Here is a 23,666-nt window from a genome sequence, read left to right on the forward strand (position 1 = left end):
AGGTCGTCCAGGACGGTCACCTGGTGTCCCGCCTCCAGCAGGTGGGCGGCGACCACGCTGCCGACATAGCCGGCGCCACCCGTGACCAGGTACTTACTCATGATGAGACCTCCAGCGGGCGATGGTCCGCCGGTGGGCGGCCATCGGTGACGTACGTACGACTGGGGCCTATTGTCCCTGGCCGCGGGAGTGCTCCGGACCGCCGGCCGGACCGCCCGCTCAGTCCCGCGCCATCCGCTCCAGCAGTCCCGTCCGGGCGGCCACCGCCGCCGCCTCCAGCCGGGTCCGCGCGCCGAGCTTCATCAGCACCCGCTGGACGTGCGTCCGGGCGGTGCTCGCCGCGATCCGCATCCCGGCGGCGATCGCCGCGGTGTCCTCGCCGTCCGCGATCCGGGCCAGCACCTGCACCTCACGGCGGGTCAGCAGCCGCAGCAGGCGAAGCGCTTCGTCGTCCGGCTCCGCGGCCGGGCGCAGCAACTGGTCGAAGGCGCCCCGGAGCACGTCCACCGCGACCGCCGCCTCCCCGGCCCGGGCCCGCCCGATGGCCCGCTCGACCACTTCGATCCGCTCGTCGCTGGGCACGTAGCCCGCCGCGCCCGCCGCGAACGCACCGGCCACGCCCCGCAGTTCACCGACCGGACCGAGCACGATGACGGCCACCTCGGGCCGCTCCCGGCGGATCCGGCGCAGCCCGTCGAAGGCCCCGGGATCGGCCGGACCGGCCACCCCGAGCAGGCACACCTCGGGCCGGCGCCCGGCCACCAGGTCGGCGGCGGACCCGGCCGGCGAGCCGACCGCGAGCACCCGGTGACCGCGCAGCTGGAGCGCGGTGGCCAGCGCCTCGGCCAGCAGCCGGTGGTCGTCGACCACCACGAGTCGAACGCCCATGACACCCTCCCCGTCGGGGTCCGGCCCGCGCCCGCACCCGGTGGGGCGGGCGGCCGATGACGCACCATCACAGCGCATTCGGCACCCGACCCGCTAGCCCGCCTCCGGCCCGGCGACGGCGGGCGGACACGAAAAAGACCCTCGCCGTTGGGCGAGGGTCTTTCACTTGGAGCCCCCATGCGGAATCGAACCGCAGACCTTCTCCTTACCATGGAGACGCTCTACCGACTGAGCTATAGGGGCGAACCGGTCGAACAAGGAAGACATTACACGGCCGACGGCCCGGAAGGGAAATCGGCTCCGACCACCCGATCGAGGACATCCGACCCCCTCGCCGACCCCCCACCCGAGGGCGCCGCGACGGCGTCGTACAGCCGGTCAGGCGTCCGTGTGGGCCCCGTCGAACACCTCGCGCGCGGCGAGCATCTCCGCGGTCCGCTCCTCCGTCCAGCGACCGACCGGCGCCAGCAGTGCGGACAGCTCCCGGCCGAGCGGCAGCAGGTCGTAGACCACCCGCGGCGGCGTCTCGGGGTGCACCGTGCGCCGCACCAGGCCGTTGCGCTCCAGGGTGCGCAACGACTGGGTGAGCATCTTGCGGCTGACCCCGTCCACCGCGCGCTGCAGCTCGGAGAACCGCTGCGGACCGAACTCGCCGAGGCCCATCAGGATCAGCATCGTCCACTTGTCCGCCAGGTCCGCCAGCATGGCGCGGCTCGGACAGAGCTGGGCGAAGACATCGAGGTCCTGGGCCTGCTCCGGCCCGGCCGGGGACCGCTCCTGCGTCGTCATGCCCTCCAGGGTAGCCCTTCGGTCTCCAATCCATTCTTGGTAACTTCTGGAGACCTGGTCTACATTAGAGACCATTGGACGGGGCGGCGCCGAGCCGCCGACCCCGGCCTCCCCTGCCGTTCCCTTTTCGCGCGTCCCACCGAGGAGCACCCAGCCATGACCGCCATCCGCCCCACCGTCGCCATCGCGTACCACTCCGGCTACGGCCACACCGCCGTCATCGCCGAGGCCGTGGCCCGCGGCGCCGCCGCGAGCGGTGCCGAGGTCGTCACCGTCGCCGTCGACACCATCACCGAGGAGCAGTGGACCCGGCTGGACGCCGCGGACGCGATCGTCTTCGGCTCGCCCACCTACATGGGCACCGCCTCCGGCGCCTTCCACGTCTTCGCCGAGGCCAGCAGCAAGCGCTGGTTCGGCGACGCCTGGCTGGACAAGGTCGCCGCCGGCTTCACCAACTCCGCCTCCAAGAGCGGCGACAAGTCCGGCACCCTCGGCTTCTTCCAGACCCTCGCCGCCCAGCACGGCATGAACTGGGTCAACCTGGGCCTCAAGCCGGGCTGGAACTCCTCGACCGGCACCGAGCACGACCTCAACCGCCTCGGCTTCTTCGCCGGCGCCGCCGCCTCCACCCCGTCCGACGGCGGCACCGACGCCGTCCACCTGGCCGACATCGCCACCGCCGAGCACCTCGGTGACCGCGTCGCCAAGCACACCGCGACCCTGCTGGCCGGCCGCGCCGCCCTGACCCCCGTCGCCGCCTGACAGTGACCCACCGGGGTGCCGAGCCGCCCGCCGGGCACCAGGCGCGGCACCACCACCGCGCGCTACGCCGCCGGGTCCGCCCCCAGGACGGGCGCCCGGCGGCGTCCGCCGTCGGCCCCGGCCGGCGCGAGGTCCGTCCCGCTGGTCTCCGGCAGCAGCCGCAGGCAGCAGAGCGACACCAGCCCCAGCGCCGCCAGGTACCAGCCGACCGGCTCCGCCGTCCCGTAGGCGTCGGTCAGCCTGGTCGCGATCAGCGGCGTCGTCGCACCGCCCACCACCCCGCCCAGGTTGTACGTCAGCGCGGCGCCGGTGTACCGCACCCGGGTCGGGAACAGCTCCGGCAGGTACGCCGCCAGCGGCCCGAGCAGGCACCCCAGCACCACCATCGACCCGGCCAGGGCCAGGAACATCAGCGGCCGGCTCACCGTCTCCAGCAGCGGGAACAGCAGCAGCGACCAGAACACCGCGAGCCCCGTCGCCCCCTGCAGCATCCGCCGGCGCCCCCACCGGTCACTGCGCCGGGCACTCACCCAGACCGTCACGGCCTGGCCCGCGACGCCCGTCAGCAGCATCGACAGCACCACCGTGCCGGGCACCCCGAGCCCGGTCGTCGCGTACGCCAGGGCGTACGTGGTGGTCAGGTAGAACAGCGCGTACCCGACGGTGATCGCCCCGCAGCCGATCAGCACCGTCCGCCAGTGCCCGCGCAGGACCTCCAGCACCGGCGGCCGCGTCCGCACCTCACCGGCCCGGAACAGCGGCGTCTCCTCGATCCGCAGCCGCACGAACATCCCCGTCGCCACCAGCGCCAGCGACGCCAGGAACGGCACCCGCCAGCCCCAGCCGTGGAACGACCGCTCGCTCAGCGCCAGTTGGAGCACCAGGAAGATGCCGTTGGCCAGCGCGAAGCCGATGGTCGGCCCCAGTTGCAGGAACGCCCCGTACCGCCCGCGCCGCCCGGCCGGCGCGTTCTCCGCGATCAGCAACGCGGCCCCGCCCCACTCCCCGCCGAGCCCGACGCCCTGGCAGACCCGCAGCAGCACCAGCGCGGCCGGCGCCCACCACCCCCACGCCCCGTACCCCGGCAGCACACCGACCAGCGCCGTCGACAGGCCCATCAGCAGCAGCGACACCACCAGCGTGGCCCGCCGCCCCAGCCGGTCCCCGAAGTGCCCGAACACCACCGCCCCCAGCGGCCGGGCCAGGAACGCCACCGCGTACACCGAGAACGCCGCCAGCAGCGCACCCACCGTGCCCAGGCCCGGGAAGAACACCCCGCCGAAGACCAGCGCGGCCGCCGTCCCGTAGATGAAGAAGTCGTAGAACTCGATCGCCGTACCGATCAGCGCCGCCGCCGCGGCCCTGCGCAACTGCGCCGACCGGCGGGCTTCCTGCGTATCCATACCGCCACCCTGGCGACCCCCGCACCCCCGCGACAGCGCCCACCCGGGTGACGACGGCGCACAACCGGCACCTCACGCCCGCCCCGCACCACGGCCACCACCGACGACGACTGCCCGGCCACCGGGGCTCACCCCAGCGGCCGGGCAGTCGGACCGTCTCCCCTAGCGGGCGTACGGATTGTCGCTCGGCGGAGCCGGCGGCCCGTACGACGGCGGCCCCGGCGGCCCCGGCGGCACCCCGGGCCCGGCCTGCGGCGGAGCCTGCGGGTACCCCACCGGAGCGGGCGGCGCCTCGACGGCCGGCGCGGCGGTGGCCGCCCCGCGCCGGCGCAGCACCAGGAACACCACGCCCGCCACGAGCACCAGCCCGACCACCACGGCGACGACGATCGGCAGCGCACTGCCGGAGTCGGACGCCTCGGCGGCGGGCGGCTGCGCGGCCGGCGGGGCCGCCACGGGGGCACTGTTCGCGGTCTGCGGCGCGCTCGCCGCCGCCGAAGCACCGGTGGGCGCGCTCGCCGAGGGCGACGGGGCGGCCGACGGCGAAGCCGAGGGGGCCTCGACGGCCTTCTCGGGGATCGGGGACACGTCCGCCGGCCCCGGGTCCCCCGGCGTGGTCAGCGCGATCCGGGGCCGGACCGCGCCGTAGCCGATGCCGTCATTGCGGTTGGAACCGTCCGCGGGCTTGCCCGCCGTGTTGATGAGCACACGGAGCACCTGATTGGCGCTCCAGTCGGGGTGGACGGACCAGAGCAGCGCCGCCGAGGCGGAGACGATGGCCGTGGCATCGGAGGTCCCGTGGGTCTTGCAGTACCCCGAGGCTCCGGTGCAGGCGTCGTACATGTCGATACCGGGGGCGACCAGGTCGACCTGCGGCCCCTGCTCCGATTCTGCCGTGGTCGTGATGTTCTGATCGATCGCTCCCACGCCGACCACGCTGGGCAGTGCGGCCGGGTACTCGACCGGGTTGCCCGCCTGCGCGGAGTTGCCCACGCCCGCCACCACAAGTGAGCCCTTGGCAACGGCATGGGCGATCGCGCTGTTCACGGAGGCAACGGATTCGGAGGAAGCCTGAAGAGCGGGGCCGGCCTGGGAGATGTTGATGACCTTGGCCCCCTGGTCCGCCGCGTAGGTGATGGCCTGGCCGATCCGGTCGAGAAAGTCGGAGGTACTGACACTTCCCGCGTTGGAGTCGTTCTTGATCTTCAGCGGCAGGACCTTGGCCCCCGGGGCCAGCCCGTAGGCACCCTGACCGCCCATCCCCTTGCCGGTCCCTGCGATGAGACTGGCGATCCCGGTGCCGTGGCCGTCCTTGAAATCCCCGATCCCGCCGGGCAGGCCGCTGAAGTCCTTCCCCGGCAGCAACTGCCCGACCAGATCCGGGTGGTCCAGCTTGAACCCGCCGTCGATCACGGCAACGGTGACGCCCTCGCCCTTGGTGGTCTTCCACATGTCCGGCGCCTTCATGGCGTCCAGATGCCACTGCTGCGCGCGGATCGAATCCACCGCGGCGGCAGGCAGCGCGGCCGGCCCCGCGATCACACCCGCAGCCAACAACACAGCGGCGAACCCGCGCCCGCGTCCCCGTACGTCCGTCCGCCGCATCACCACTCCTCGTTGATCTCCCCGTCGCCCGGGAGCCGCCCCGGACAGGTCTGCCCGGCCACCGGGGGAGCCCAGTGGCCGGGCAGTCGTCACAGTCCTACTCAATCACGCCCGGATTGCTCTGCGGCGTACCGCTCGTCCAGGTCTCCTCGTCCTCGTGCAGGTAGTCCGCACGCTTGCGACGGTCGCGCTCGCTCTTGCCCGCGTGACCCGACATGCCGGGACCGCCCGCCATGCCGTTCTGGCCCGAGCGCGGCCCGTTCTCCCCGCCCGCACCGCCCGTGGCACCCGCCCGGCTCCGCAGGCCCGTGCCACCGGGAGTGAACGCACCCCCCGCGGCCGGACCCTTGGTCCCGCCGACCGTGCCACCAGTGGTCGAGGTCAGGCCCCGACCGCGCGAGCTGCCACCGGAGGCTCCGCCACCGTGACCGCCGCCCATGCCCGGGTGCATGCCGCCGCCCGAACCGCCCATGCCGTTGCCGGCCGCGGACCGACCGCTGCCGCCCTGGGCCTCACGCGATCCGAAGGGCTGTCCGCCGCCGGGCAGCCCAGACGGGGTTCCCTTCGGGGGGACCGATCCGCCACCGCCACCGAACGGGTTCGTCCGGCCCGAGGTCGGAATGGTCGGGCTGCTCCCCTTCGGGGGGAGCGAACCGCCACCGGGGCCGAAGGGGTTGAACGGCAGGGGCCCGCCGGGCTGACCGCCGGGGCCGACCGGAAGCCCGTGCGTACCTCCCGGGCCGTTCGGCGGGAAGCCGCCGGGCCCGGTCGGCGCCACCGGACCGGTGGGAGAGGTCGGCAGGGTGGGCACGCTGTCGATGCCGGTCCCCGGTCGGTGGATCACCGGAGACGACGGGTCGGGCGTCGGCGCCGGGATGCCCGGGTCACCCGGCAGCGGCACCGGCGTCGGGCCGGGGCGCGGCGGGACCGGGTCGATGTGCCCGGGCCCGGTCGGGACCGGCGCGGGCGGACGGGGGGTCACCGAGCCGCCGCCTCCGCCACCGGGCGGCGGGCTGTAGCTCCCGCCACCGCCGCCGCCACCCGTGTTGGGGTTGGGGGCGTAGTGGCTGGAGCCCGTTCCGCCGCCACCGCCACCGACCGGGACGTCCTCGCTCCCGTGCACCCCGTCACCGCCCGGCACGCCGGGCAGACTCGGCATTTCGAGCGAGTTCAGCTTCGTGGTCGCCGCCTCGTAGGCCTGCGCCAGCTTCACCATCTGGTTGATGGCTTCCTGGTGCTCCTGGTCGACCTTCTTCTTCGCCGCCGCGGCCTCGGTCGCGGTGACCCAGTTGGAGTCGACCTTCTTCATGATCTGGTCGGCAGAACTGCCCACACCGCCGTACTTGATCTCCAGCACCGGAGTGATGGTGGGGCACGGCTGGCGGTTGTGCTTGTTGACCGTCTCGACCTCGGTCTTGGGGACGTCGGGCACCGCGGTCTTGGCGGTGCTGAGCGCCTCGCCCGCCTGGTGCATCGCGTCACCGGCGCCGGTGGAGTAGTCACCGAGCAGCGCCGCAGACTTGTGGAAGTTCCCGGCCCAGGTCTTGAAACTCTCGGCTGCCGGCCCTTCCCACTGAATCTGGTCGACGTGAGCCTTGAGAGCTGCGCTGAGCTCCTTCAGCACCTTTCCGGCTGCTGTGAGCTGCGTACCCCGGCTCAGGACCTTCGCCGGGTCGGTGCTCGCGACCATCGCCTTGAGCTCTTCGTGCTGCTTGCCCTCGAAGTCCGTTCCGCCTGCCATCACTCACTCCCCGTGTCACTCAAAGTCTCGACCTGCACCACCGTCAGAGTCCTTGGGCACTCGTCGGGCCCGGCCCGTTCGGCCCCGCCGCCGGGTTGACCACACCGGCGTTCTTCGCGACCGCCTGCTGGGCGGCCGTGGTGTTCTCCTCGTTGCCGGCGTAGTTGCCCGCCGTCTGCGCGACCGCCGTCTTCATCGCCTCGATCTGGGAGACGAAGTCCTTGTGCAGCTTGACCAGGGCGTCGTGGGTCTTCCCGTACGCGGCCGTCAGGTCGGTGGACTGCGTGAAGCCCTTGCCGAAGTTGTCCGCGTGCAGCCGCTGTTCCTGGAGCTTGTAGGGCGCGGCCTCCGAGCCCTCCATCGCCTGGAGCAGCGCCTCGATCTTCTTCGCGAAGGCGGTCAGCGTGTCCAGCTCGATCTTGACGTTCTTGCTTCCGAAGGCGGACACCAGCGCCGAGGCGCTGACGTTCGTCTCCACGGCCCGGACGACGTTGTCGACCACGCCGAACATGCCGCCGAACCAGCCGCCGCCATGGGTCCCGAGCGTGAACGGCTTGTCGTCCGGAGGCGCCGTCACGCCGTTCGTCCCGGCTTCTCCGCCTACAGGTGCGTCAGCCACCGCAAATCCACCTCTCCCCCGCGTGCGGGGCGGCCCGTGGGCCGCCGCACCGCAACACACCGTCAACTTCTCGGTCTTACAGTCGTACTCGGCGTGCCGCCCGCCGTCCGGACAGCAGTCGCCTGAGCCATCGTAGCCACCCGCTCCGTCAGGTCGGCAGGGCCGGTGCCCCAGGGGCGTGCGATCGGTACGAACTTGACACGTACAGGCCCCGGCGGCCCCGCCCGGCCGCCCGCTAGACTGGCCGGGTCCGGTTCGGCCGGGTACGACCTCATCTGCCGCGCAATGTCGCACAGCAGCGACCCTCCGCCCCGCCCACCCGCGTGCGAGGCGGCCCGCAGCGGAATGGATGTGATCACGTGCCGTCCCGGTCGTCCGGTCCCGTACGGCGGAGCACCCCCTGGTGGGCGCGGGCCGCCCGTCCGGCCCGGCCCCCGCTGCCGCTCGCGCCGACGGTGCGCGCGGCGGTCGGCATGGCGGTGCCGCTCGCGCTCGGGCTGCTCTCCCACCACCTGGACCTCGGCGTCTTCGCGGGTCTCGGCGCGATGCACGCCACCATGAACGACCGCGTCGAGCCCACCCGGCTGCGCGCCCCGCGGATCGCCTCGGCGGTGTCCGCCTCCGCGCTCGGCATGCTGATCGGCACCGCCCTGCAGGAGTTCCACCCCCGGGGGCTCCTGTCGACCGCCCTGGCCATCGGTGCGGCGCTCACCGCCACGGCGTTCGTGTCCGGGGCGCTGAGCGCCACCGGGCCGCGCGGGTCCGCGGCGGGGATGCTGCTGCTGGTCTCCGCCGCGCTGGGGAGCGGAATGCCGCTCGCCCGGCCGTGGTGGGCGGCCGCGCCGATGATGCTCGCCGGGGCCGCCTTCGTGGTCCTGCTCGGCCTGCCGGGCCGCAGCCACCGCCGCCCGCGCGCCGACCCGCGCACCCGGGCGCTCGCCGCCGCGTACGACGCGCTCGGCGCCACCCTGGCCGACCTGGGCACCCCGCGGGGCGCCGCGTCGCGCCAGGTCCTGACGGTCCGTCTGAACCAGCTCCAGGACCTCCTCCCGCCGCCTCGCCCCGGGGTGCCCGAGGCCCCCCGCACCGTCCGGCTCCGCCGGATGTACGAGGCGGCGCTGGCGGCCACCGAGGCGGCGAGCGGACTGCTCTGGGCCTGGCGGCCCGTCCCGCCGGAGGCCGCCGCCGTCCCCGGGCTCCTCGCCCGGGCCGTGGAGCGCGGCGGCGGCGAGGTGGCGGTGCCCGACTGGCAGCCCGACACGCCGTCCCGGCAGGCGCTGGACGCGGCCCTGCGGGCGGCCGCCGAGACCGTCGCCGGGCGCGAGGCCGCCCTGGGGACGGCGCCACCGCCGCCCCCGGACCCGTGGCGGCTGCGCGTGCGGCTGCTCTCCCGGGAGTCGGTCCGGTACGGCCTGCGGGTGGCGCTCTGCATCGCGGTCGGCTCGGCCGCCACCGCCTCGTTGCCGCTCAGCAAGAGCTACTGGGTGCCGATGACGATCGCCTTCGTGCTCAAGCCGGACCTCGGCTCGGTGTTCCTGCGCGCGGTCAGCCGCTCGGTCGGCACCGTTCTGGGGGTGGCGGTGACGGCGGGGGTGCTCCTGCTCACCACCGACGCGTGGGCGCTGACCGTGATCGCCGCGCTCTGCGTGGCCCTGCTGCCGTACGCGACGGCGGCGCACTACGGCCTGAACACCGTCGCCATCACCCCGATGGCGCTGATCCTGCTCCAGCTCGGCGGGCAGAGCGGCGCGGCCGAGTTCTGGCCCCGGGTCCTGGACACCGCGCTCGCGAGTGCGATCGTGCTGCTGTTCGGCTACCTGCTCTGGCCGGAACGCCCGCGCCACCGGATCGAGCCCCGTCTGGTCGACGCGACGGCCGCGCTCCACGCCTACCTCGCCTCGGTCACCGGAGAGACCCGGCCGATCCCGGCCGCCGCCACCCAGATCCTCGCCACCACGCACGCCCCCGCCACCGCACAAGCCCCCGCCACCCCGGTCGCCGAGGTCTGGCTCCGCCGCACCGCCTACCGCGCCCTCGCCGACGCCCGCCGGGAGGTGCAGCAGGGTCTCACCGAGCCGCCGCCCACCGGCCGGCTCGCCGAACGGTGGCTGCCCGCGACCGCCGCGCTGGAGCGCCTCAGCGGCGCCGTGGCGGCGTACGCGGCACAGATCCGGTACGGCGGCCGGGTCCCCGACCCGGGCGAGGTGGAGCGGGTCCGGCGGGCCCTGGACGACCTCACCGCGGCCGCCCGCGCGCACCGGCCGCCGACCCGGCCGGCGGCCCGTCCGACCCGGCCGCACGACCCGGCGCGCAGCGCGCTGGGCCGTGCGGCGGACGAACTCGAAACGCTCCTCGGCGACCGAGGCCGACCAAGCTGACCAGGCCGACCAGGCTGCCGGGCTGACCGGGCCGACCGGCCACCCGCCCCCGACCGGCTGGGCCGGCCCGCCAGGCCAGGCCGGCCCGGCCGACCCGACCGGCCCTCAGACCTGCTCGGCCAGCTCCATCCAGCTCATCTCCAGCTCCTCCTTCTCCTCCCGAACACCGCGCAGCTCGGTGTCCAGCTCCGCGACCTTGGAGAAGTCGGCGGCGTGCTCGGCCAGTTGGGCGTGCAGCTTGGCCTCCTTCTGGTCCAGCTTGGCGATCTGCCGCTCCAGCTTCTGCATCTCCTTCTTCGCCGCCCGCACGTCCCCGGCGGACGGGCCGGCCGACGCCGCCGCCACGACGCCGGCCGCGGCAGCCGGCACCGCGGCGGCCGCCATCCGGGCGCGCCGCTCCAGGTACTCGTCGACGCCGTTGGGCAGCATCCGCAGCTTCTTGTCACCGAGCAGCGCGTGCACCACGTCCGTGGTGCGCTCGATGAAGAACCGGTCGTGGCTGATCACGACCATCGAGCCGGGCCAGCCGTCGAGCAGGTCCTCCAGCTGGTTCAGCGTCTCGATGTCGAGGTCGTTGGTGGGCTCGTCGAGGAACAGCACGTTGGGCTCGTCCATCAGCAGCCGGAGCAGCTGCAGCCGCCGCCGCTCGCCGCCGGAGAGGTCGCCGACCGGCGTCCACTGCTTGTCCTTGCCGAAGCCGAACTGCTCGCAGAGCTGACCGGCGCTCATCTCCCGGCCCTTGCCGAGGTCCACCCGGGAGCGCACCTGCTCGACCGCCTGCAGCACCCGGGTCTCCGGCTCCAGCTCGGCGACCTCCTGCGAGAGGTAGGCCAGCCGGACCGTCTTGCCGACCTTGATCACACCGGAGGCGGGCTGCACGTCGCCCTCCGAGGCGTACGCGTCGCGCATCGCCCGCAGCAGCGAGGTCTTGCCGGCGCCGTTGACGCCGAGCAGGCCGATCCGGTCGCCGGGGCCGAGCTGCCAGGTCAGGTTCTCCAGGAGCAGCTTCGGGCCGGCCGTGACGGTCACGCCCTCCAGCTCGAAGACGGTGCGGCCGAGCCGCGCGTTGGCGAACTTCATCAGCTCGCTCTTGTCCCGCGGGTCCGGCACGTCGGCGATCAGGGCGTTGGCGGCCTCGATCCGGTAGCGCGGCTTGGAGGTCCGGGCGGGGGCGCCGCGGCGCAGCCAGGCCAGCTCCTTGCGGGCGAGGTTCTGGCGCTTCTGCTCCTCGGTGGCCTCGATCCGGGTGCGCTCGGCGCGGGCGAAGACGTAGTCGGAGTAGCCGCCCTCGTACTCGTGCACCGCGCCGTGCTGGACGTCCCACATCCGGGTGCAGACCTGGTCCAGGAACCAGCGGTCGTGGGTGACGCAGACGAGCGCGGAACGGCGGTTCTGGAGGTGCTTGGCGAGCCAGGCGATGCCCTCGACGTCGAGGTGGTTGGTGGGCTCGTCCAGGACGATCAGGTCCGGCGAGCCGAGCAGCAGCCTGGCGAGGGCGATCCGGCGGCGCTCGCCACCGGAGAGCGGGCCGATCACGGTGTCCAGGCCCTCGGCGAAGCCGGGCAGGTCGAGGCCGCCGAAGAGGCCCTCGATGATGTCGCGGATCCGCGCGTCGCCGAGCCACTCGTGGTCGGCCCGGCCGGCGATCACCTCGTGCCGGATGGTGGCCTTCGGGTCGAGCGAGTCGTGCTGGGTGAGGACGGCCATCTCCACCCCGCCGGCGTGGGTGATCCGCCCGCCGTCCGGCTCCTCCAGCTTGGCGAGCATCCGGATCAGGGTGGTCTTGCCGTCCCCGTTGCGGCCGACGACGCCGATCCGGTCCCCTTCACTGACGCCGAGGCTGACCCCGTCCAGAAGGGCCCGGGTGCCGTAGACCTTCGTGACGGACTCGATGGTGGCGAGGTTGACGGCCACGTGTGCTGCGCTCCTGGATTCGGCGGTCGGGGCCGCGCCGATCTCCCGGTACGCACCCCATTCGGGGTCGCCCCGATCTCCCCAGCCTAACGGGGATGCCGGCGGGGCCCGCTACGGCAGTACGCCAGCCCCCGGGACCGGGCCGTACGTCGCGTGCGCGGTGCGGCAGGTGCCGGACGCGCGCAGGGCCTCGGCGACGGCGGCCGCCGCCTCGGCGTCCTTGGCCAGGAAGGCGCAGGTGGGGCCGGAGCCGGAGACCAGGGCGCCGAGGGCGCCGGCCTCGGTGCCGGCCCGCAGGGTCGCGGCGAGCGACGGGCGCAGCGAGAGGGCGGCCGGCTGGAGGTCGTTGGCGAGCGCACCGGCCAGCGCGACGGGGTCACCGTCGGCGAGGGCGGCGAGCAGGGCGGGGTCGGCGTCGGGGGTGGGCACCTCGGTGTCGCCGGAGCCGGTGCCGGCCTCCTCCCGGAGGCGGTCGCACTCGCGGAAGACGGCGGGGGTGGAGAGTCCGCCGTCGGCGACGGCGAAGACCCAGTGGAAGGTCCCGGTGACGGGCAGCGGGTCCAGGATCTCGCCGCGTCCCCGGCCCAGGGCGACGCCGCCGAGGAGGGCGAACGGCACGTCGGAGCCGAGTTCGGCGGCCAGTTCCAGCAGCGTCCCGGCGGGGGTGCCGAGCTCCCACAGCGCGTCGCAGGCCACCAGGGCGGCGGCGCCGTCGGCGCTGCCGCCGGCCATCCCGCCGGCCACCGGGATGGCCTTGGCGATGTGCAGCCGCACGTCCGGCTCGCCGAGGCCGTGCCGGGCGGCGAGCAGCCGGGCCGCGCGGGCGGCGAGGTTGCTGTCGTCGAGCGGGACGGCGGCCGCGTCGGGGCCGGAGCAGGTGAGGGTGACGCCCTCGCCCGGCCCGGCGGCGCTCGCCGTCACCTCGTCGCCGAGGGCGACCGCGAGGAAGACGTTGGCCAGGTCGTGGAAGCCGTCGGCGCGCAGCCCGCCGACTCCCAGCTGGACGTTGACCTTGGCGGGGACGCGTACCGTGATCACTCGGACTCCGGCTTCACGGGCTTGTGCTCGGCGATGGCGGCGAACTGCTCCACCGTCAGCATCTCGCCGCGCAGCTTGTGGTCGATGCCGGCGCCGGCGAGCGCCTGCTCGGCCGCGGCCGGGGAGCCGGCCCAGCCGGCGAGGGCGGCGCGCAGGGTCTTGCGGCGCTGGGCGAACGCGGCGTCGACGACGGCGAACACCTCGGTGCGGCTCGCGGTGGTCCGCGGCGGATCGCGGCGGATCAGCGAGACGAGCCCGGAGTCGACGTTCGGCGCGGGCCAGAACACGTTGCGCCCGATGGCGCCGGCCCGCTTCACCTCGGCGTACCAGTTGGCCTTGACCGAGGGGACGCCGTACACCTTGTTGCCGGGCTTGGCGGCGAGCCGGTCGGCGACCTCGCTCTGCACCATCACCAGGGTGCGCTCGATGCTGGGGAAGGTCGCCAGCATGTGCAGCAGCACGGGGACGGCCACGTTGTAGGGCAGGTTGGCGACCAGCGCGGTGGGCGGCGGGCCGGGCAGCTCGGTGACCTCCATGGCGTCGCTGAGTACCAGGTCGAAGGCGTCCGCCTTGCCGGGCAGCCGGGCGGCGACGGTGTCCGGCAGGTGCCGCGCCAGCACCGGGTCGATCTCGACCGCGGTGACGTGCCGCGCGACCTCCAGCAGCGCCAGCGTCAGCGACCCGAGCCCGGGGCCGACCTCCACCACGGAGTCCTCGGCCGTCACCCCGCCCGCCCGGACGATCCGCCGGACGGTGTTGCCGTCGATGACGAAGTTCTGCCCGCGCTGCTTGGTCGGCTTCACACCGAACGCGGCGGCCAGCTCCCGCACGTCGGCGGCGCCCAGCAGGTGGATGTCAGAGGTGGGATCGGTGGTGCTCACGCGCCAAGGATACGGGCGCGGGGAGCCCCCGGGGTTCGGCCACCGCGGCGGGGGCGCTCACCACCGGGTGCGGCGGCGCGCATGGCCCGGCGGAACGCCCGGTCCGGTCGGCTCAGTACCCGAAGGCCCTGGCCGTGTTCGCCGCGATGGCGGTGGCCAGCTCGTCCTCGTGCAGCCCCAGCGTCGCGGCCATCGAGCGGACGGTGACCGGGATCAGGTACGGCGCGTTGGGGCGGCCCCGGTACGGGTGCGGGGTGAGGAAGGGCGCGTCGGTCTCGACCAGCACGCGGTCCGGCGGGGTGGCGGCGAGGGCGTCCCGCAGCGGCTGGTTGGCCTTGAAGGTGACCGGTCCGGCGAAGGACAGGTACCAGCCGTGCTCGGCGCAGGTCCTGGCCATCGCGGCGTCGCCGGAGTAGCAGTGGAAGACGGTCCGCTCGGGGGCGCCCTCCGCCAGCAGCACCGCGATGACGTCCTCGTGGGCGTCCCGGTCGTGGATCACCAGGGCCTTGTCGTGCCGCTTGGCCATCTCGATGTGCCGGCGGAACGACTCCTTCTGGATCTCCACGCCCTCGGGACCGGTCCGGAAGTAGTCCAGGCCGGTCTCGCCCACGGCGCGGACCTGCGGCAGCGCGGCGAGCGCGTCGATCTCGGCGAGGGCGGCGTCGAGCGCGGCGGCGCCGCCGGCCGGGCGCTGCTGCCCGGACCAGCCGTCCGGGTCGCCGAGGAAGATCCGCGGCGCCTCGTTGGGGTGCAGGGCGACGGCCGCGTGCACCTGCTCGAACTCGGCCGCCAGATCGGCGGCCCAGCGCGAGCCGGGCACGTCGCAGCCCACCTGGACGACGGTGGTGACGCCGACGGAGGCGGCGCGCGCCAGGCCCTCGGCGGGGGTGCCGGACTGCATGTCCAGGTGGGTGTGCGAGTCGGCGACCGCCACCGCCAGCGGGGCGGGCAGCGGCGGTGGCGTCGACCGGTCGTCGTCCTTCTTCGCCATCAGGCAGCGGGCTTCTCTTCGAGGCGCGGGAACAGGATCTCGCCCTTGGTGACGGTGGCGCCGGCGGGCAGCCGGCCCCAGTCCGCCGCGGTGGCGACGGTCTGCGCGGACAGCGCGCCGAGACCGGCGGCCTCGGCCCCGAGCGAGACCCAGAGCTTCTCGGCGGTGGCCGGCATCACCGGGTTGAGCAGCACGGCGGTGGCCCGCAGCGCCTCGGCGGCGGTGTAGAGGATGGTCGCGAGGCGCGCCCGGCCCTCCTCGGACTCGTCCTTGGCGACCTTCCAGGGCGCCTGCTCGGTGAGGTAGCCGTTGACCTGCTTGACGAACTCGAAGACCGCCGCGAGGCCGCCGGCGAAGTCCAGCTCCTCGCCGATCTTCCGGTCGGCGGTCGCGACCGCCGCCGTCAGGCCGTCCGCGACGGCCTGCTCGGCCGGGCCGTGGGCCGGCGAGGCCGGCAGCGCCCCGTCGAAGTACTTGCCGACCATGGCCGCCACCCGGGAGGCCAGGTTGCCGAAGTCGTTGGCCAGCTCGGAGGTGTACCGGGCGGTGAAGTCCTCCCAGGAGAACGAGCCGTCGGTGCCGAACGGGATGGCCCGCAGGAAGTAGTAGCGGTAGGCGTCCACGCCGAAGTGCGAGGTGAGGTCCTGCGGGGCGATGCCGGTCAGGTTGGACTTGGACATCTTCTCGCCGCCGACCATCAGCCAGCCGTTGGCGACGACCCGCTTGGGCAGCGGCAGTCCGGCGGCCATCAGCATGGCCGGCCAGATCACCGCGTGGAACCGCAGGATGTCCTTGCCGACCAGGTGCACGGAGGCCGGCCAGAGCTCGGCGAAGCGCTCCGGGTCGGTGCCGTAGCCGGCCGCGGTGATGTAGTTCTGCAGCGCGTCGACCCAGACGTAGAGGACGTGCTTCTCGTCCCAGGGCAGCGGCACGCCCCAGTTGAAGGTCGAGCGGGAGATCGAGAGGTCCTTGAGGTCCTGCTCGACGAAGCGCAGCACCTCGTTGCGGGCCGTGGCGGGCTGGATGAAGTCCGGGTTCGCGGCGTAGAACTCCAGCAGCTTCGGGCCGTAGGCGGAGAGCCGGAAGAAGTAGTTCTCCTCCTCCAGCCACTCGACCGGCCGCTTGTGCACGGCGCAGAGCTTCTCGCCCTCGGTGGCGCCGTCCAGCAGCTCGGCGGGGAGCTTGTACTCCTCGCAGCCGACGCAGTACGGGCCGGAGTAGCCGCCCTTGTAGATCTCGCCCTTGTCGTAGAGGTCCTGGACGAACTCCTGCACCCGGTCGGTGTGCCGCTCCTGGGTGGTGCGGATGAAGTCGTCGTTGGCGATCTCCAGGTGCTGCCAGAGCGGCTTCCACGCCTCCTCGACCAGCTTGTCGCACCACTCCTGCGGGGTGACGCCGTTGGCCTCGGCGGTGCGCAGGATCTTCTGACCGTGCTCGTCGGTGCCGGTCAGGTACCAGACCTTCTCGCCGCGCTGGCGGTGCCAGCGGGTCAGCACGTCGCCCGCCACGGTGGTGTAGGCGTGACCCAGGTGCGGGCGATCGTTGACGTAGTAGATCGGGGTGGTGACGTAGTACGCCGGGGTCGCGTCCCCGGTGGTGCTGTGTTCTGCAGTGGCCGCCATGGTCGGCAAGCTTAATCGGGTACGGGGGCGGCCCTCGACCCGTGCCCACCGGGGGCCGGCGCCGCCCGCCCGCCGGCGCCTCGCGCCGGTCCCCGGTCGGCTCCCGCTCCGCCGGGTCGTCCGGCCGTCGGTCCGCCGACCGGCCGCCGAACCGTCCTCCCGGGCTCAGCCCGTCACGCGCGCCCAGAGCCGGGCCAGGCGTCCGCGCGGCGCGGCGGGCGCGGCCACCCGCTGCGCACCGGCCGGCTCGGCGTGCGCCGAGTAGCCCGGGGCGTGCTGCCAGGACTTGTCCGCGCTGGCCACCCGGCCCTCGCGCATGATCCGGACGGTGTGGCCGCCGCAGCCCGGGCAGGTCGGCTTGAGCAGCGGCGACGGCACCCGGACACCGTTGGCGTGGTACTCGAACACGACGTGCCCGTCCCGGGCCATGTGGTGCTCGATGTCGTACGCCTGCTCCCAGCCGTATCCGCAGCTCAGGCAGGCGAAGGAGTAGGCCTCCCGGACGGTCTCGACAGGGGTCTGCGGCCGGCCGGTCAGGCCGGGGTCGCTCAGCGCATTGCCACCGCGGGGGCTACCGATCGTCTCGCTCATAGCAGTCTCCCAGCGCCCGCCGGGCGCTCGCCCGGCTGGGTCTTTCCATCCCAGGAAATGCCCGGATCGCCCCGGCCGATGCCCCTCTTGTGAAGACTTGGACGCGGATTGGGAATCCCTATACGAAAGGGTGGATCCTGACCGAAAACCACGGCCAAAGCTTCAGCTCGGCGGGCGTTTACCGGGGCCTTCACTCCAAGGTACGCGCCCCCGTCACCCCCGGCACCTGCGGCTTTCAGGCCGGCCCGGCCGGCGTGTTCTTGGCCGCCACCACCGCGTCGAACACCTCCCGCTTGGGCAGCGCCAGCTCCGCCGCGACCGCCGCGATGGCCTCCTTGCGGCGCTCCCCGGCCTCCTCCCGGACAGCCACCCGGCGGGCCAGCTCGGCCGGGGTCAGCTCGGCCGGGGCGGCCGGCGGGGCGCCCGCGACCACCACGGTGATCTCGCCCCGGACCCCGTCGGCGGCCCACTGCGCCAGCTCGCCGAGCGGGCCCCGCTTGATCTCCTCGTAGGTCTTGGTCAGCTCGCGGCAGACCGCGGCGGGGCGGTCGGCGCCGAACGCGAGGGCCATCGCGGCCAGCGTCTCGGCGATCCGGTGCGGGGCCTCGAAGAAGACCATGGTGCGCGGCTCGGCGGCGACCGTGGCCAGCTGGCGCGCCCGGTCCCCGGTCTTGCGCGGCAGGAAGCCCTCGAAGGTGAAGCGGTCCACCGGCAGGCCGGACAGCGCCAGCGCGGTGAGCACCGCGGACGGACCGGGCACCGCGGTGACCTTGACGTCGGCGGCCACCGCGGCGGCCACCAGCCGGTAGCCGGGGTCGGAGACGGACGGCATCCCGGCGTCGGTCACCAGCAGCACCCGGGCGCCGCCCAGCAGCGCCTCGACCAGCTCGGGGGTGCGGCCGACCTCGTTGCCCTCGAAGTAGGAGAGCACCCGCCCGGCCGGGGTCACCCCGAGCGCCTGGGTGAGCCGGCGCAGCCGCCGGGTGTCCTCGGCCGCGATCACGTCCGCCGTGGCCAGCTCGGTGAGCAGCCGGGGCGGGGCGTCCGAGACGTCGCCGATGGGGGTGCCTGCGAGAACGAGTACTCCTGTCACGGGCCCCATCCTTGCAGTAACCGGGCCCCGGGTGTTTTTGGTGACGATTCGGGCAGCTTCGGAGGGAGCCGTCCTCCCCGAAGGAAGCGCCCCTACGATGTGGCGGATGAACGGCGACACGGCGGCGCAGACGCCCACTGGTACAGACCACACCGCGCAGGGTGGCGTCGGCGTGCCGGTCCTGACGGACCAGGCGTCCCCCGCCGTCCCCGCCCCGCGCGCGTCCGGGGAGGAGGAGCGCCCGGAGCCGTCCTGGCTGCGGCGCCTGGCCCGGCACGGCTACACGCCGCCGCCGAAGGCCACGCTCGCCGAGCGGCTGGTGCCGCCGATGCCGGACGGCCCGGGCGTGACGCCGGCCCGGGTCGCCCCCTCGCCGGTCCTGCTGCGGCTCGGCGCAGCCGTGCCGGCGCCGCTCTGGTCCTGGCTCTGCCGCTGGGCCGGCTGGCTCGGCCCGCTCCTGGTGGCCCTGTTCGGCGGACTGCTCCGGTTCAGCGGCCTCGGCGAGCCGAACGCGATCATCTTCGACGAGACGTACTACGCCAAGGACGCGTACGCGCTCTGGCACGGCGGCTACGAGATCAGCTGGCCGGACGGCGCCAACGAGCAGATCATGGCGGGGTCGGCGGTGCCGTACCGGCCGGACCCGAGCTACGTGGTCCATCCGCCGGTCGGCAAGTGGATCATCGGCGCGGGCGAGCAGCTGTTCGGGATGAACCCCTTCGGCTGGCGGTTCGCGGTGGCGCTGCTCGGCACGCTGTCGATCCTGATGGTGGCCCGGATCGCCCGCCGGCTGTTCCGCTCGACCCTGCTGGGCTGCGTCGCCGGTCTGCTGCTCGCCGTGGACGGCCTGCACTTCGTGCTCAGCCGGGCGGCGCTGCTGGACCTGGTGGTGATGTTCTGGATCCTCGCCGCGTTCGGCTTCCTGCTGCTGGACCGCGACCGCACCCGGGCGAGGATCGTCGCGCGCCTGGGCGGTGTGGCGGACTCCGCCCTGGCCCAGCGGCTGAACCTCGGCTGGCGCCCGTACCGGATCGCGGCCGGCGTCTGCGTCGGCCTGACCTGCGCGACCAAGTGGAGCGGCCTGTACGTGGCCGCCGCCTTCGGTGTGCTGACCGTGCTCTGGGACGCCGGTTCGCGCCGGCTGGCGGGCGCCGGCCGCCCGTACCTGTGGACGCTGGTCCGGGACGTGGTGCCGGCCTTCGTCTCGGTCGTGGTGGTCTCCGCGGTGGTCTACGTGACCTCCTGGTGGGGCTGGTTCGCCAGCAGCACCGTGCCCGGCCGGGGCGGCTACGGCCGGGACTGGGCGGTCGGCCGGGACACCGCGTTCCCGTGGATCCCGGAGGGCCTGCGGGCGCTCTGGCACTACCACTCCACGGTGTACGACTTCCACACCCACCTGAGCGATCCGCACACCTACCAGTCCAACCCGTGGAGCTGGCTGGTGCTCGGCCGACCGGTCTCCTTCTTCTACGAGTCCCCGAAGCAGGGCCAGGCCGGCTGCACCGCGAGCGACTGCGCCCGCGAGGTGCTGGGCATCGGGACCCCGCTGCTCTGGTGGGCCGGCGTGGTGGCGCTGGTGTACTGCCTGTGGCGCTGGGCCGCCCGGCGCGACTGGCGGGCCGGCGCGGTGCTCTGCGGCCTGGCCGCCGGCTACCTCCCCTGGTTCGCCTACCAGCAGCGGACCATCTTCCTGTTCTACGCGGTGGCCTTCGTGCCGTTCCTGGTGCTCGCCGTGACCATGCTGGTCGGCGCCCTGATCGGGCCGGCCGGGGCGTCCCGCGACCGGCGGATCATCGGTTCCGCGGCGGCCGGGCTGCTGGTGCTGCTGATCGTCTGGAACTTCCTCTTCTTCTACCCGCTGTACACCGGGCAGACGATCCCGATGGACGACTGGCGCAAGCGGATGTGGTTCAACACCTGGATCTGACGGCCCCGGGGCGGGAACCGTGCCGACGTGGTGCGCGACACGTACCAGATCCGTCACAAGACCCGGGCGTTTCGTCGGCGCACCGAGTTCGGCTGCCTAGGCTGGTCACCGAACGCGTATCCGGCCATCTCCGGCTGCGGCCAGTCGCCAGACCCTTGGGGGAACAGCACCATGCGCAGAGGCGCCAAGATCGGCATCATCACCGGCGTTTCCGTCGCCGTGCTCGCGGGCGGCGGGTACGGGGCCTACAGCCTCGTCGGGTCGGGCGGCTCCGACACCGCCGAGGCCAAGAAGGCCCGCACGGTGGTCGCCGAGCCTCCCAGCGCCGAGCAGGCCGCGGCCGGGGCCAAGGACTTCCTGGAGGCCTGGGCCGCCGGTGACATCGCCAAGGCGGCCGGGCTGACCGACGACCCGGCGGCCGCGACCGCCGCGCTGACCGCGTTCAAGGACCAGGTCAAGCCCAGCGCGCTGACCCTCGCGCCGTCCGGCCCGGCCACCCCCGCCGCCTTCGCCTCCGCGACCGGCACGCCCTCGCCGGGCGCCAAGCCCGCGGCCGCCACCGGCTCCGCGGCGCCGACCGCGGCGGGCACCGAATCGCCGTCGGCCTCCGCCTCCGCCGCCCCCTCCGGCGTGCTGATGGGCTTCAAGGCCCGCGCCGAGTTCGAGGGCACCAACCGGGTCTGGGACTACAACGGCTTCCTGGGCGTCGTGAAGATGAGCGACAACACCCCGGCCGTGCACTGGGCCCCGTCGGTGATCCACCCGCACCTGACCGCGGGCGAGGTGATCGCCACCCAGCCGGTCTTCGCCCCCGCGGGCAACGTGGTCGACCGCAACGGCAAGGCGCTGCAGGGCGCCTCGATCACCCCGGCGCTGATCTCGACCCTCCAGGACAACGCCCGCAAGCTCCTCCAGGCCGACCCGACCAAGGACCAGAGCGACGCCGGAAGCGGCGTGGTGATCACCGACGCGGCCGGCAAGGGCGTCACCGACAAGCTGTTCACCATCGTCGAGCCGAAGCCGGCCAAGCCGTTCAAGGTCACCATCGACAACGCCGTGCAGGCCGCCGCCGAGAAGGCGATGGCGGACCTCGGCGGCAAGCAGGGCTCGATCGTGGCCATCGAGCCGAGCACCGGCCAGGTGCTGGCCTTCGCCAACGCGCCGGCCACCGGCCAGAACCGGGCCTTCGTCGGCCTGCTGGCCCCGGGCTCGACGATGAAGATCGTCACCTCGGCGGCCCTGCTGGAGGCCGGCGTCAACCCGGACACCCCGGTCGCCTGTCCGGTGAAGAGCAGTAACCCGAAGGCGATTCCGAACTCGTTCCCGGACGCCTACCCGAACAACACGCTCCAGCAGGACTTCATGATCTCCTGCAACACCGCCTTCATCGACCAGGGCCTGGCCAGCCTCAAGCCGGCCACCCTCGGTGCCACCGCGAAGGACGTCTTCGGCATCGGCCTGGAGTGGAAGACCGGCCTGCCCAACGTCGACGGCCGGGTGCCGGACCCGGGCGCCAACAAGGACGAGCAGGCCATGCAGTCGATCGGCCAGGGCAAGGTCCAGATGAACCCGCTGGCCATCGCCTCGATCACCGCCACGGTGCAGAGCGGTGAGTTCAAGCAGCCGATCCTGGTCGCCGACCTGCCGCAGCAGAAGGCCGCCCGCAACCTCTCCGCGGAGGCCGACGCCAAGCTGAAGGCGATGATGGCCGCCACCGCCAAGGACGGCACGGCCAAGGCCGCGATGGCCGGCATCTCGGACAACGCCGGTGCCAAGACCGGCTCGGCCGAGGTCGCCGGGATGGACACCACCAACAGCTGGTTCACCGCCTACCGGGGCAACATCGCCGTCGCCGCCGAGGTCCAGGCCGGTGGCCACGGCGCCGACGCGGCCGGCCCGGCCGTCGCCGCCGTCATCAAGGCGGCCGGCAACCGCTGACGCCCGGCCTGCGCCGCCCCGCGGTCAGCCCCGGGGCAGCGCCGGCTCCGGCCGGGTCAGCAGGCAGCCGGCCGGCACCGGCGGGCTCCCGCTCCACCGCCGGGCGGCCAGCCGGGGCCAGATCACCAGGACGGCCGGCAGCGCCAGGTAGCCGAAGCGCCCGGCCGGCGCCAGCATGAACGCGATCGCCAGCCCCGCCGCCAGCAGGTCGGCGGCGGCGATCGCGGAGACCGGCGGCCGGGCCAGCAGCCAGATCGCCACCCCCAGCCCGCCCACCGTCATCAGCGCCAGCGACACGGTGTGCCCGGTCGGGCCGAACCCGGCCAGCACCTTGCCGGGCAGCGGGCTGCCGGCCGGCGTCTGGATCGCGGTCAGCCCCAGGGGGAACCGCACCACCTGTTCGCGCAGCTCGTCGGCCCGGACCAGCACCGAGGGCAGGATCACCAGCAGGCCGGTGCCGAGCGCGGTCAGTCCGGCCCGGGCCGCCGGGCGCCGCCCGTAGAGCCGCCACAGCAGCAGGACGGCCACCGGCAGCGCCGGCCAGGCCGTCCACTTCAGGGTGCAGGCCAGCGCGAGCACCAGCCCGGCGCCGATGGTGCGGTCCCGTTCGGCGAGGGCCATGGCCAGGCAGCAGACCCCGATCAGCGGCAGGTCCACCCCGCCGACCGCCAGGGCCAGCGCGATCAGCGGCGAGGCGGTGAGCACCGCGAGCGGCAGCAGCGGGGCCCGGTCCCGGGACGGCCGCAGCAGCCGCCAGCTGGCCAGCAGGCAGGCCAGGAAGGTCAGCGCGAACCAGATCCGGGCGTCCCCCACCACCTGCGCCACCGGATTGCCGCTGCCCACCAGGGCACGCGGCATCCCGAACAGCGTCATCGCCGGCAGGTAGGGGTTGTAGTCGGTGACCACCACCGGGTGCGGCAGGTACGGGCTGCCGGTGGTGAGCAGCAGGTGCGCCGAGCGCTCGACCACCATCACCTCGGACTGGTGGCGACCCTGCAGCGCCAGCAGCGCCAGCGGCACCAGGACGGCGCCCAGGAGGGCGACCCCGGCGGCCGCACGGGCCGCCCACCGGCGCGGCAGGGTCAGGCAGAACAGCCCGGCGAGGGCGTACGCGGGGGCCGCGACGGTCCCCCAGAGCCGCTGGTTGGGCAGGTCCGACACGAGCGGGAAGGCCGCCGCCCAGCCGGCCGCCACCAGGCAGCCGAACAGTTGGACGCGCCGCAGCGCGGCGAGCCGGGTCGGGTTCAGCCGATCGGGCGGGGTGCCGGTGGACCGGTCACCACGCTGACGGGGGAACGGCCGGGGCGCCGCCGTACCGCGCGGACGGTCTCGTCGGGTCGGCGGCCCGGCCTCTGCGGGCGGGGCCGGCGCGGCCCCACGGCCGGTGAAGCGGCCGCGCGGGCGGGAGTAGCCGGGCGTGCGGGTGCTCACCATGGTGGAAGGTTATGGGCGGGGGCCACGCCGTGTCGCCATCTCCGGGCCGGGA

At 74.1% G+C, this 23,666-nt stretch carries 19 protein-coding genes and 1 tRNA gene; 4 read left to right on the plus strand and 16 right to left on the minus strand.

The genetic code is table 11. The features are described from left to right. The 4 genes from ABZ495_RS17175 to ABZ495_RS17190 all read right to left on the minus strand — a co-directional run. A partial coding sequence (locus tag ABZ495_RS17175) for an NAD-dependent epimerase/dehydratase family protein (RefSeq protein ID WP_285736291.1) occupies positions 1 to 101 on the minus strand: 101 nt, incomplete at its 3' end. Positions 102 to 219: 118 nt separating this feature from the next. Further along, on the minus strand, positions 220 to 888 hold the full coding sequence (locus ABZ495_RS17180; protein ID WP_329489308.1) for a LuxR C-terminal-related transcriptional regulator: 669 nt from the start codon (positions 886 to 888) through the stop codon (positions 220 to 222). A 167-nt stretch (positions 889 to 1,055) separates the two neighbouring features. Next, a tRNA-Thr gene (locus ABZ495_RS17185) sits at positions 1,056 to 1,131 on the minus strand. 135 nt (positions 1,132 to 1,266) lie between these two features. Then, a complete protein-coding gene (locus ABZ495_RS17190) occupies positions 1,267 to 1,677 on the minus strand; it encodes a helix-turn-helix domain-containing protein (RefSeq protein ID WP_359836615.1) in 411 nt (136 codons plus the stop codon). Positions 1,678 to 1,833: 156 nt separating this feature from the next. On the opposite strand from ABZ495_RS17190, the gene ABZ495_RS17195 reads away from it, so the two are divergent. Continuing rightward, positions 1,834 to 2,439, plus strand: coding sequence for a flavodoxin family protein (locus ABZ495_RS17195; RefSeq protein ID WP_359836617.1), 606 nt, complete (start codon positions 1,834 to 1,836; stop codon positions 2,437 to 2,439). Positions 2,440 to 2,501: 62 nt separating this feature from the next. Here ABZ495_RS17195 and ABZ495_RS17200 read toward each other — a convergent pair whose 3' ends face one another. The 4 genes from ABZ495_RS17200 to ABZ495_RS17215 form a co-directional block, all read right to left on the minus strand. Then, on the minus strand, positions 2,502 to 3,842 hold the full coding sequence (locus ABZ495_RS17200; protein WP_359836619.1) for an MFS transporter: 1,341 nt from the start codon (positions 3,840 to 3,842) through the stop codon (positions 2,502 to 2,504). A 162-nt stretch (positions 3,843 to 4,004) separates the two neighbouring features. Continuing rightward, positions 4,005 to 5,384 (minus strand): type VII secretion-associated serine protease mycosin, encoded by a 1,380-nt coding sequence (gene mycP / locus ABZ495_RS17205; RefSeq protein ID WP_359836621.1) that lies wholly within the window; start codon positions 5,382 to 5,384, stop codon positions 4,005 to 4,007. Positions 5,385 to 5,544: 160 nt separating this feature from the next. Further along, complete coding sequence (locus ABZ495_RS17210) at positions 5,545 to 7,188, minus strand: hypothetical protein (protein WP_359836623.1); 1,644 nt, start codon at positions 7,186 to 7,188, stop codon at positions 5,545 to 5,547. 43 nt (positions 7,189 to 7,231) lie between these two features. Further along, a complete protein-coding gene (locus tag ABZ495_RS17215) occupies positions 7,232 to 7,765 on the minus strand; it encodes a hypothetical protein (RefSeq protein WP_352290652.1) in 534 nt (177 codons plus the stop codon). A 401-nt stretch (positions 7,766 to 8,166) separates the two neighbouring features. Here ABZ495_RS17215 and ABZ495_RS17220 point away from each other — a divergent pair, with 401 nt between their 5' ends. Then, positions 8,167 to 10,185 (plus strand): FUSC family protein, encoded by a 2,019-nt coding sequence (locus ABZ495_RS17220; protein WP_359836625.1) that lies wholly within the window; start codon positions 8,167 to 8,169, stop codon positions 10,183 to 10,185. A 105-nt stretch (positions 10,186 to 10,290) separates the two neighbouring features. On the opposite strand, the gene ABZ495_RS17225 is transcribed toward ABZ495_RS17220, so the two are convergent. From ABZ495_RS17225 to rsmI, 7 genes are all read right to left on the minus strand, one after another. Then, on the minus strand, positions 10,291 to 12,099 hold the full coding sequence (locus ABZ495_RS17225) for an ABC-F family ATP-binding cassette domain-containing protein (RefSeq protein ID WP_359803698.1): 1,809 nt from the start codon (positions 12,097 to 12,099) through the stop codon (positions 10,291 to 10,293). 111 nt (positions 12,100 to 12,210) lie between these two features. After that, a complete protein-coding gene (locus ABZ495_RS17230) occupies positions 12,211 to 13,137 on the minus strand; it encodes a 4-(cytidine 5'-diphospho)-2-C-methyl-D-erythritol kinase (protein WP_359836627.1) in 927 nt (308 codons plus the stop codon). After that, positions 13,134 to 14,018: a 16S rRNA (adenine(1518)-N(6)/adenine(1519)-N(6))-dimethyltransferase RsmA gene (rsmA, locus tag ABZ495_RS17235; RefSeq protein ID WP_329489298.1), complete on the minus strand. Its 885-nt coding sequence runs from the start codon at positions 14,016 to 14,018 to the stop codon at positions 13,134 to 13,136. Before rsmA ends, ABZ495_RS17230 begins: the two co-directional genes overlap by 4 nt. Positions 14,019 to 14,130: 112 nt before the next feature. Continuing rightward, on the minus strand, positions 14,131 to 15,009 hold the full coding sequence (locus ABZ495_RS17240) for a TatD family hydrolase (RefSeq protein WP_329489297.1): 879 nt from the start codon (positions 15,007 to 15,009) through the stop codon (positions 14,131 to 14,133). Beyond that, positions 15,009 to 16,631: a methionine--tRNA ligase gene (gene metG / locus ABZ495_RS17245; protein ID WP_359803704.1), complete on the minus strand. Its 1,623-nt coding sequence runs from the start codon at positions 16,629 to 16,631 to the stop codon at positions 15,009 to 15,011. The genes ABZ495_RS17240 and metG overlap by 1 nt, the downstream gene beginning before the upstream one ends. A 165-nt stretch (positions 16,632 to 16,796) precedes the next feature. Beyond that, on the minus strand, positions 16,797 to 17,222 hold the full coding sequence (locus ABZ495_RS17250) for a hypothetical protein (protein ID WP_359836629.1): 426 nt from the start codon (positions 17,220 to 17,222) through the stop codon (positions 16,797 to 16,799). Between the two features lie 235 nt (positions 17,223 to 17,457). Next, positions 17,458 to 18,324: a 16S rRNA (cytidine(1402)-2'-O)-methyltransferase gene (gene rsmI / locus ABZ495_RS17255; protein ID WP_329489294.1), complete on the minus strand. Its 867-nt coding sequence runs from the start codon at positions 18,322 to 18,324 to the stop codon at positions 17,458 to 17,460. A 97-nt stretch (positions 18,325 to 18,421) separates the two neighbouring features. Here rsmI and ABZ495_RS17260 point away from each other — a divergent pair, with 97 nt between their 5' ends. Next, a complete protein-coding gene (locus ABZ495_RS17260; RefSeq protein ID WP_359836631.1) occupies positions 18,422 to 20,242 on the plus strand; it encodes a phospholipid carrier-dependent glycosyltransferase in 1,821 nt (606 codons plus the stop codon). A gap of 171 nt (positions 20,243 to 20,413) precedes the next feature. After that, positions 20,414 to 22,180: a penicillin-binding transpeptidase domain-containing protein gene (locus tag ABZ495_RS17265; protein ID WP_359836633.1), complete on the plus strand. Its 1,767-nt coding sequence runs from the start codon at positions 20,414 to 20,416 to the stop codon at positions 22,178 to 22,180. 24 nt (positions 22,181 to 22,204) lie between these two features. Here the strand turns inward: ABZ495_RS17265 and ABZ495_RS17270 are convergent, their stop codons facing one another. Beyond that, positions 22,205 to 23,614: a glycosyltransferase 87 family protein gene (locus ABZ495_RS17270; RefSeq protein WP_359836636.1), complete on the minus strand. Its 1,410-nt coding sequence runs from the start codon at positions 23,612 to 23,614 to the stop codon at positions 22,205 to 22,207. Positions 23,615 to 23,666: the final 52 nt, after the last annotated feature.

The organism is Kitasatospora sp. NPDC005748 (assembly GCF_040630735.1).
GTDB lineage: Bacteria > Actinomycetota > Actinomycetes > Streptomycetales > Streptomycetaceae > Kitasatospora.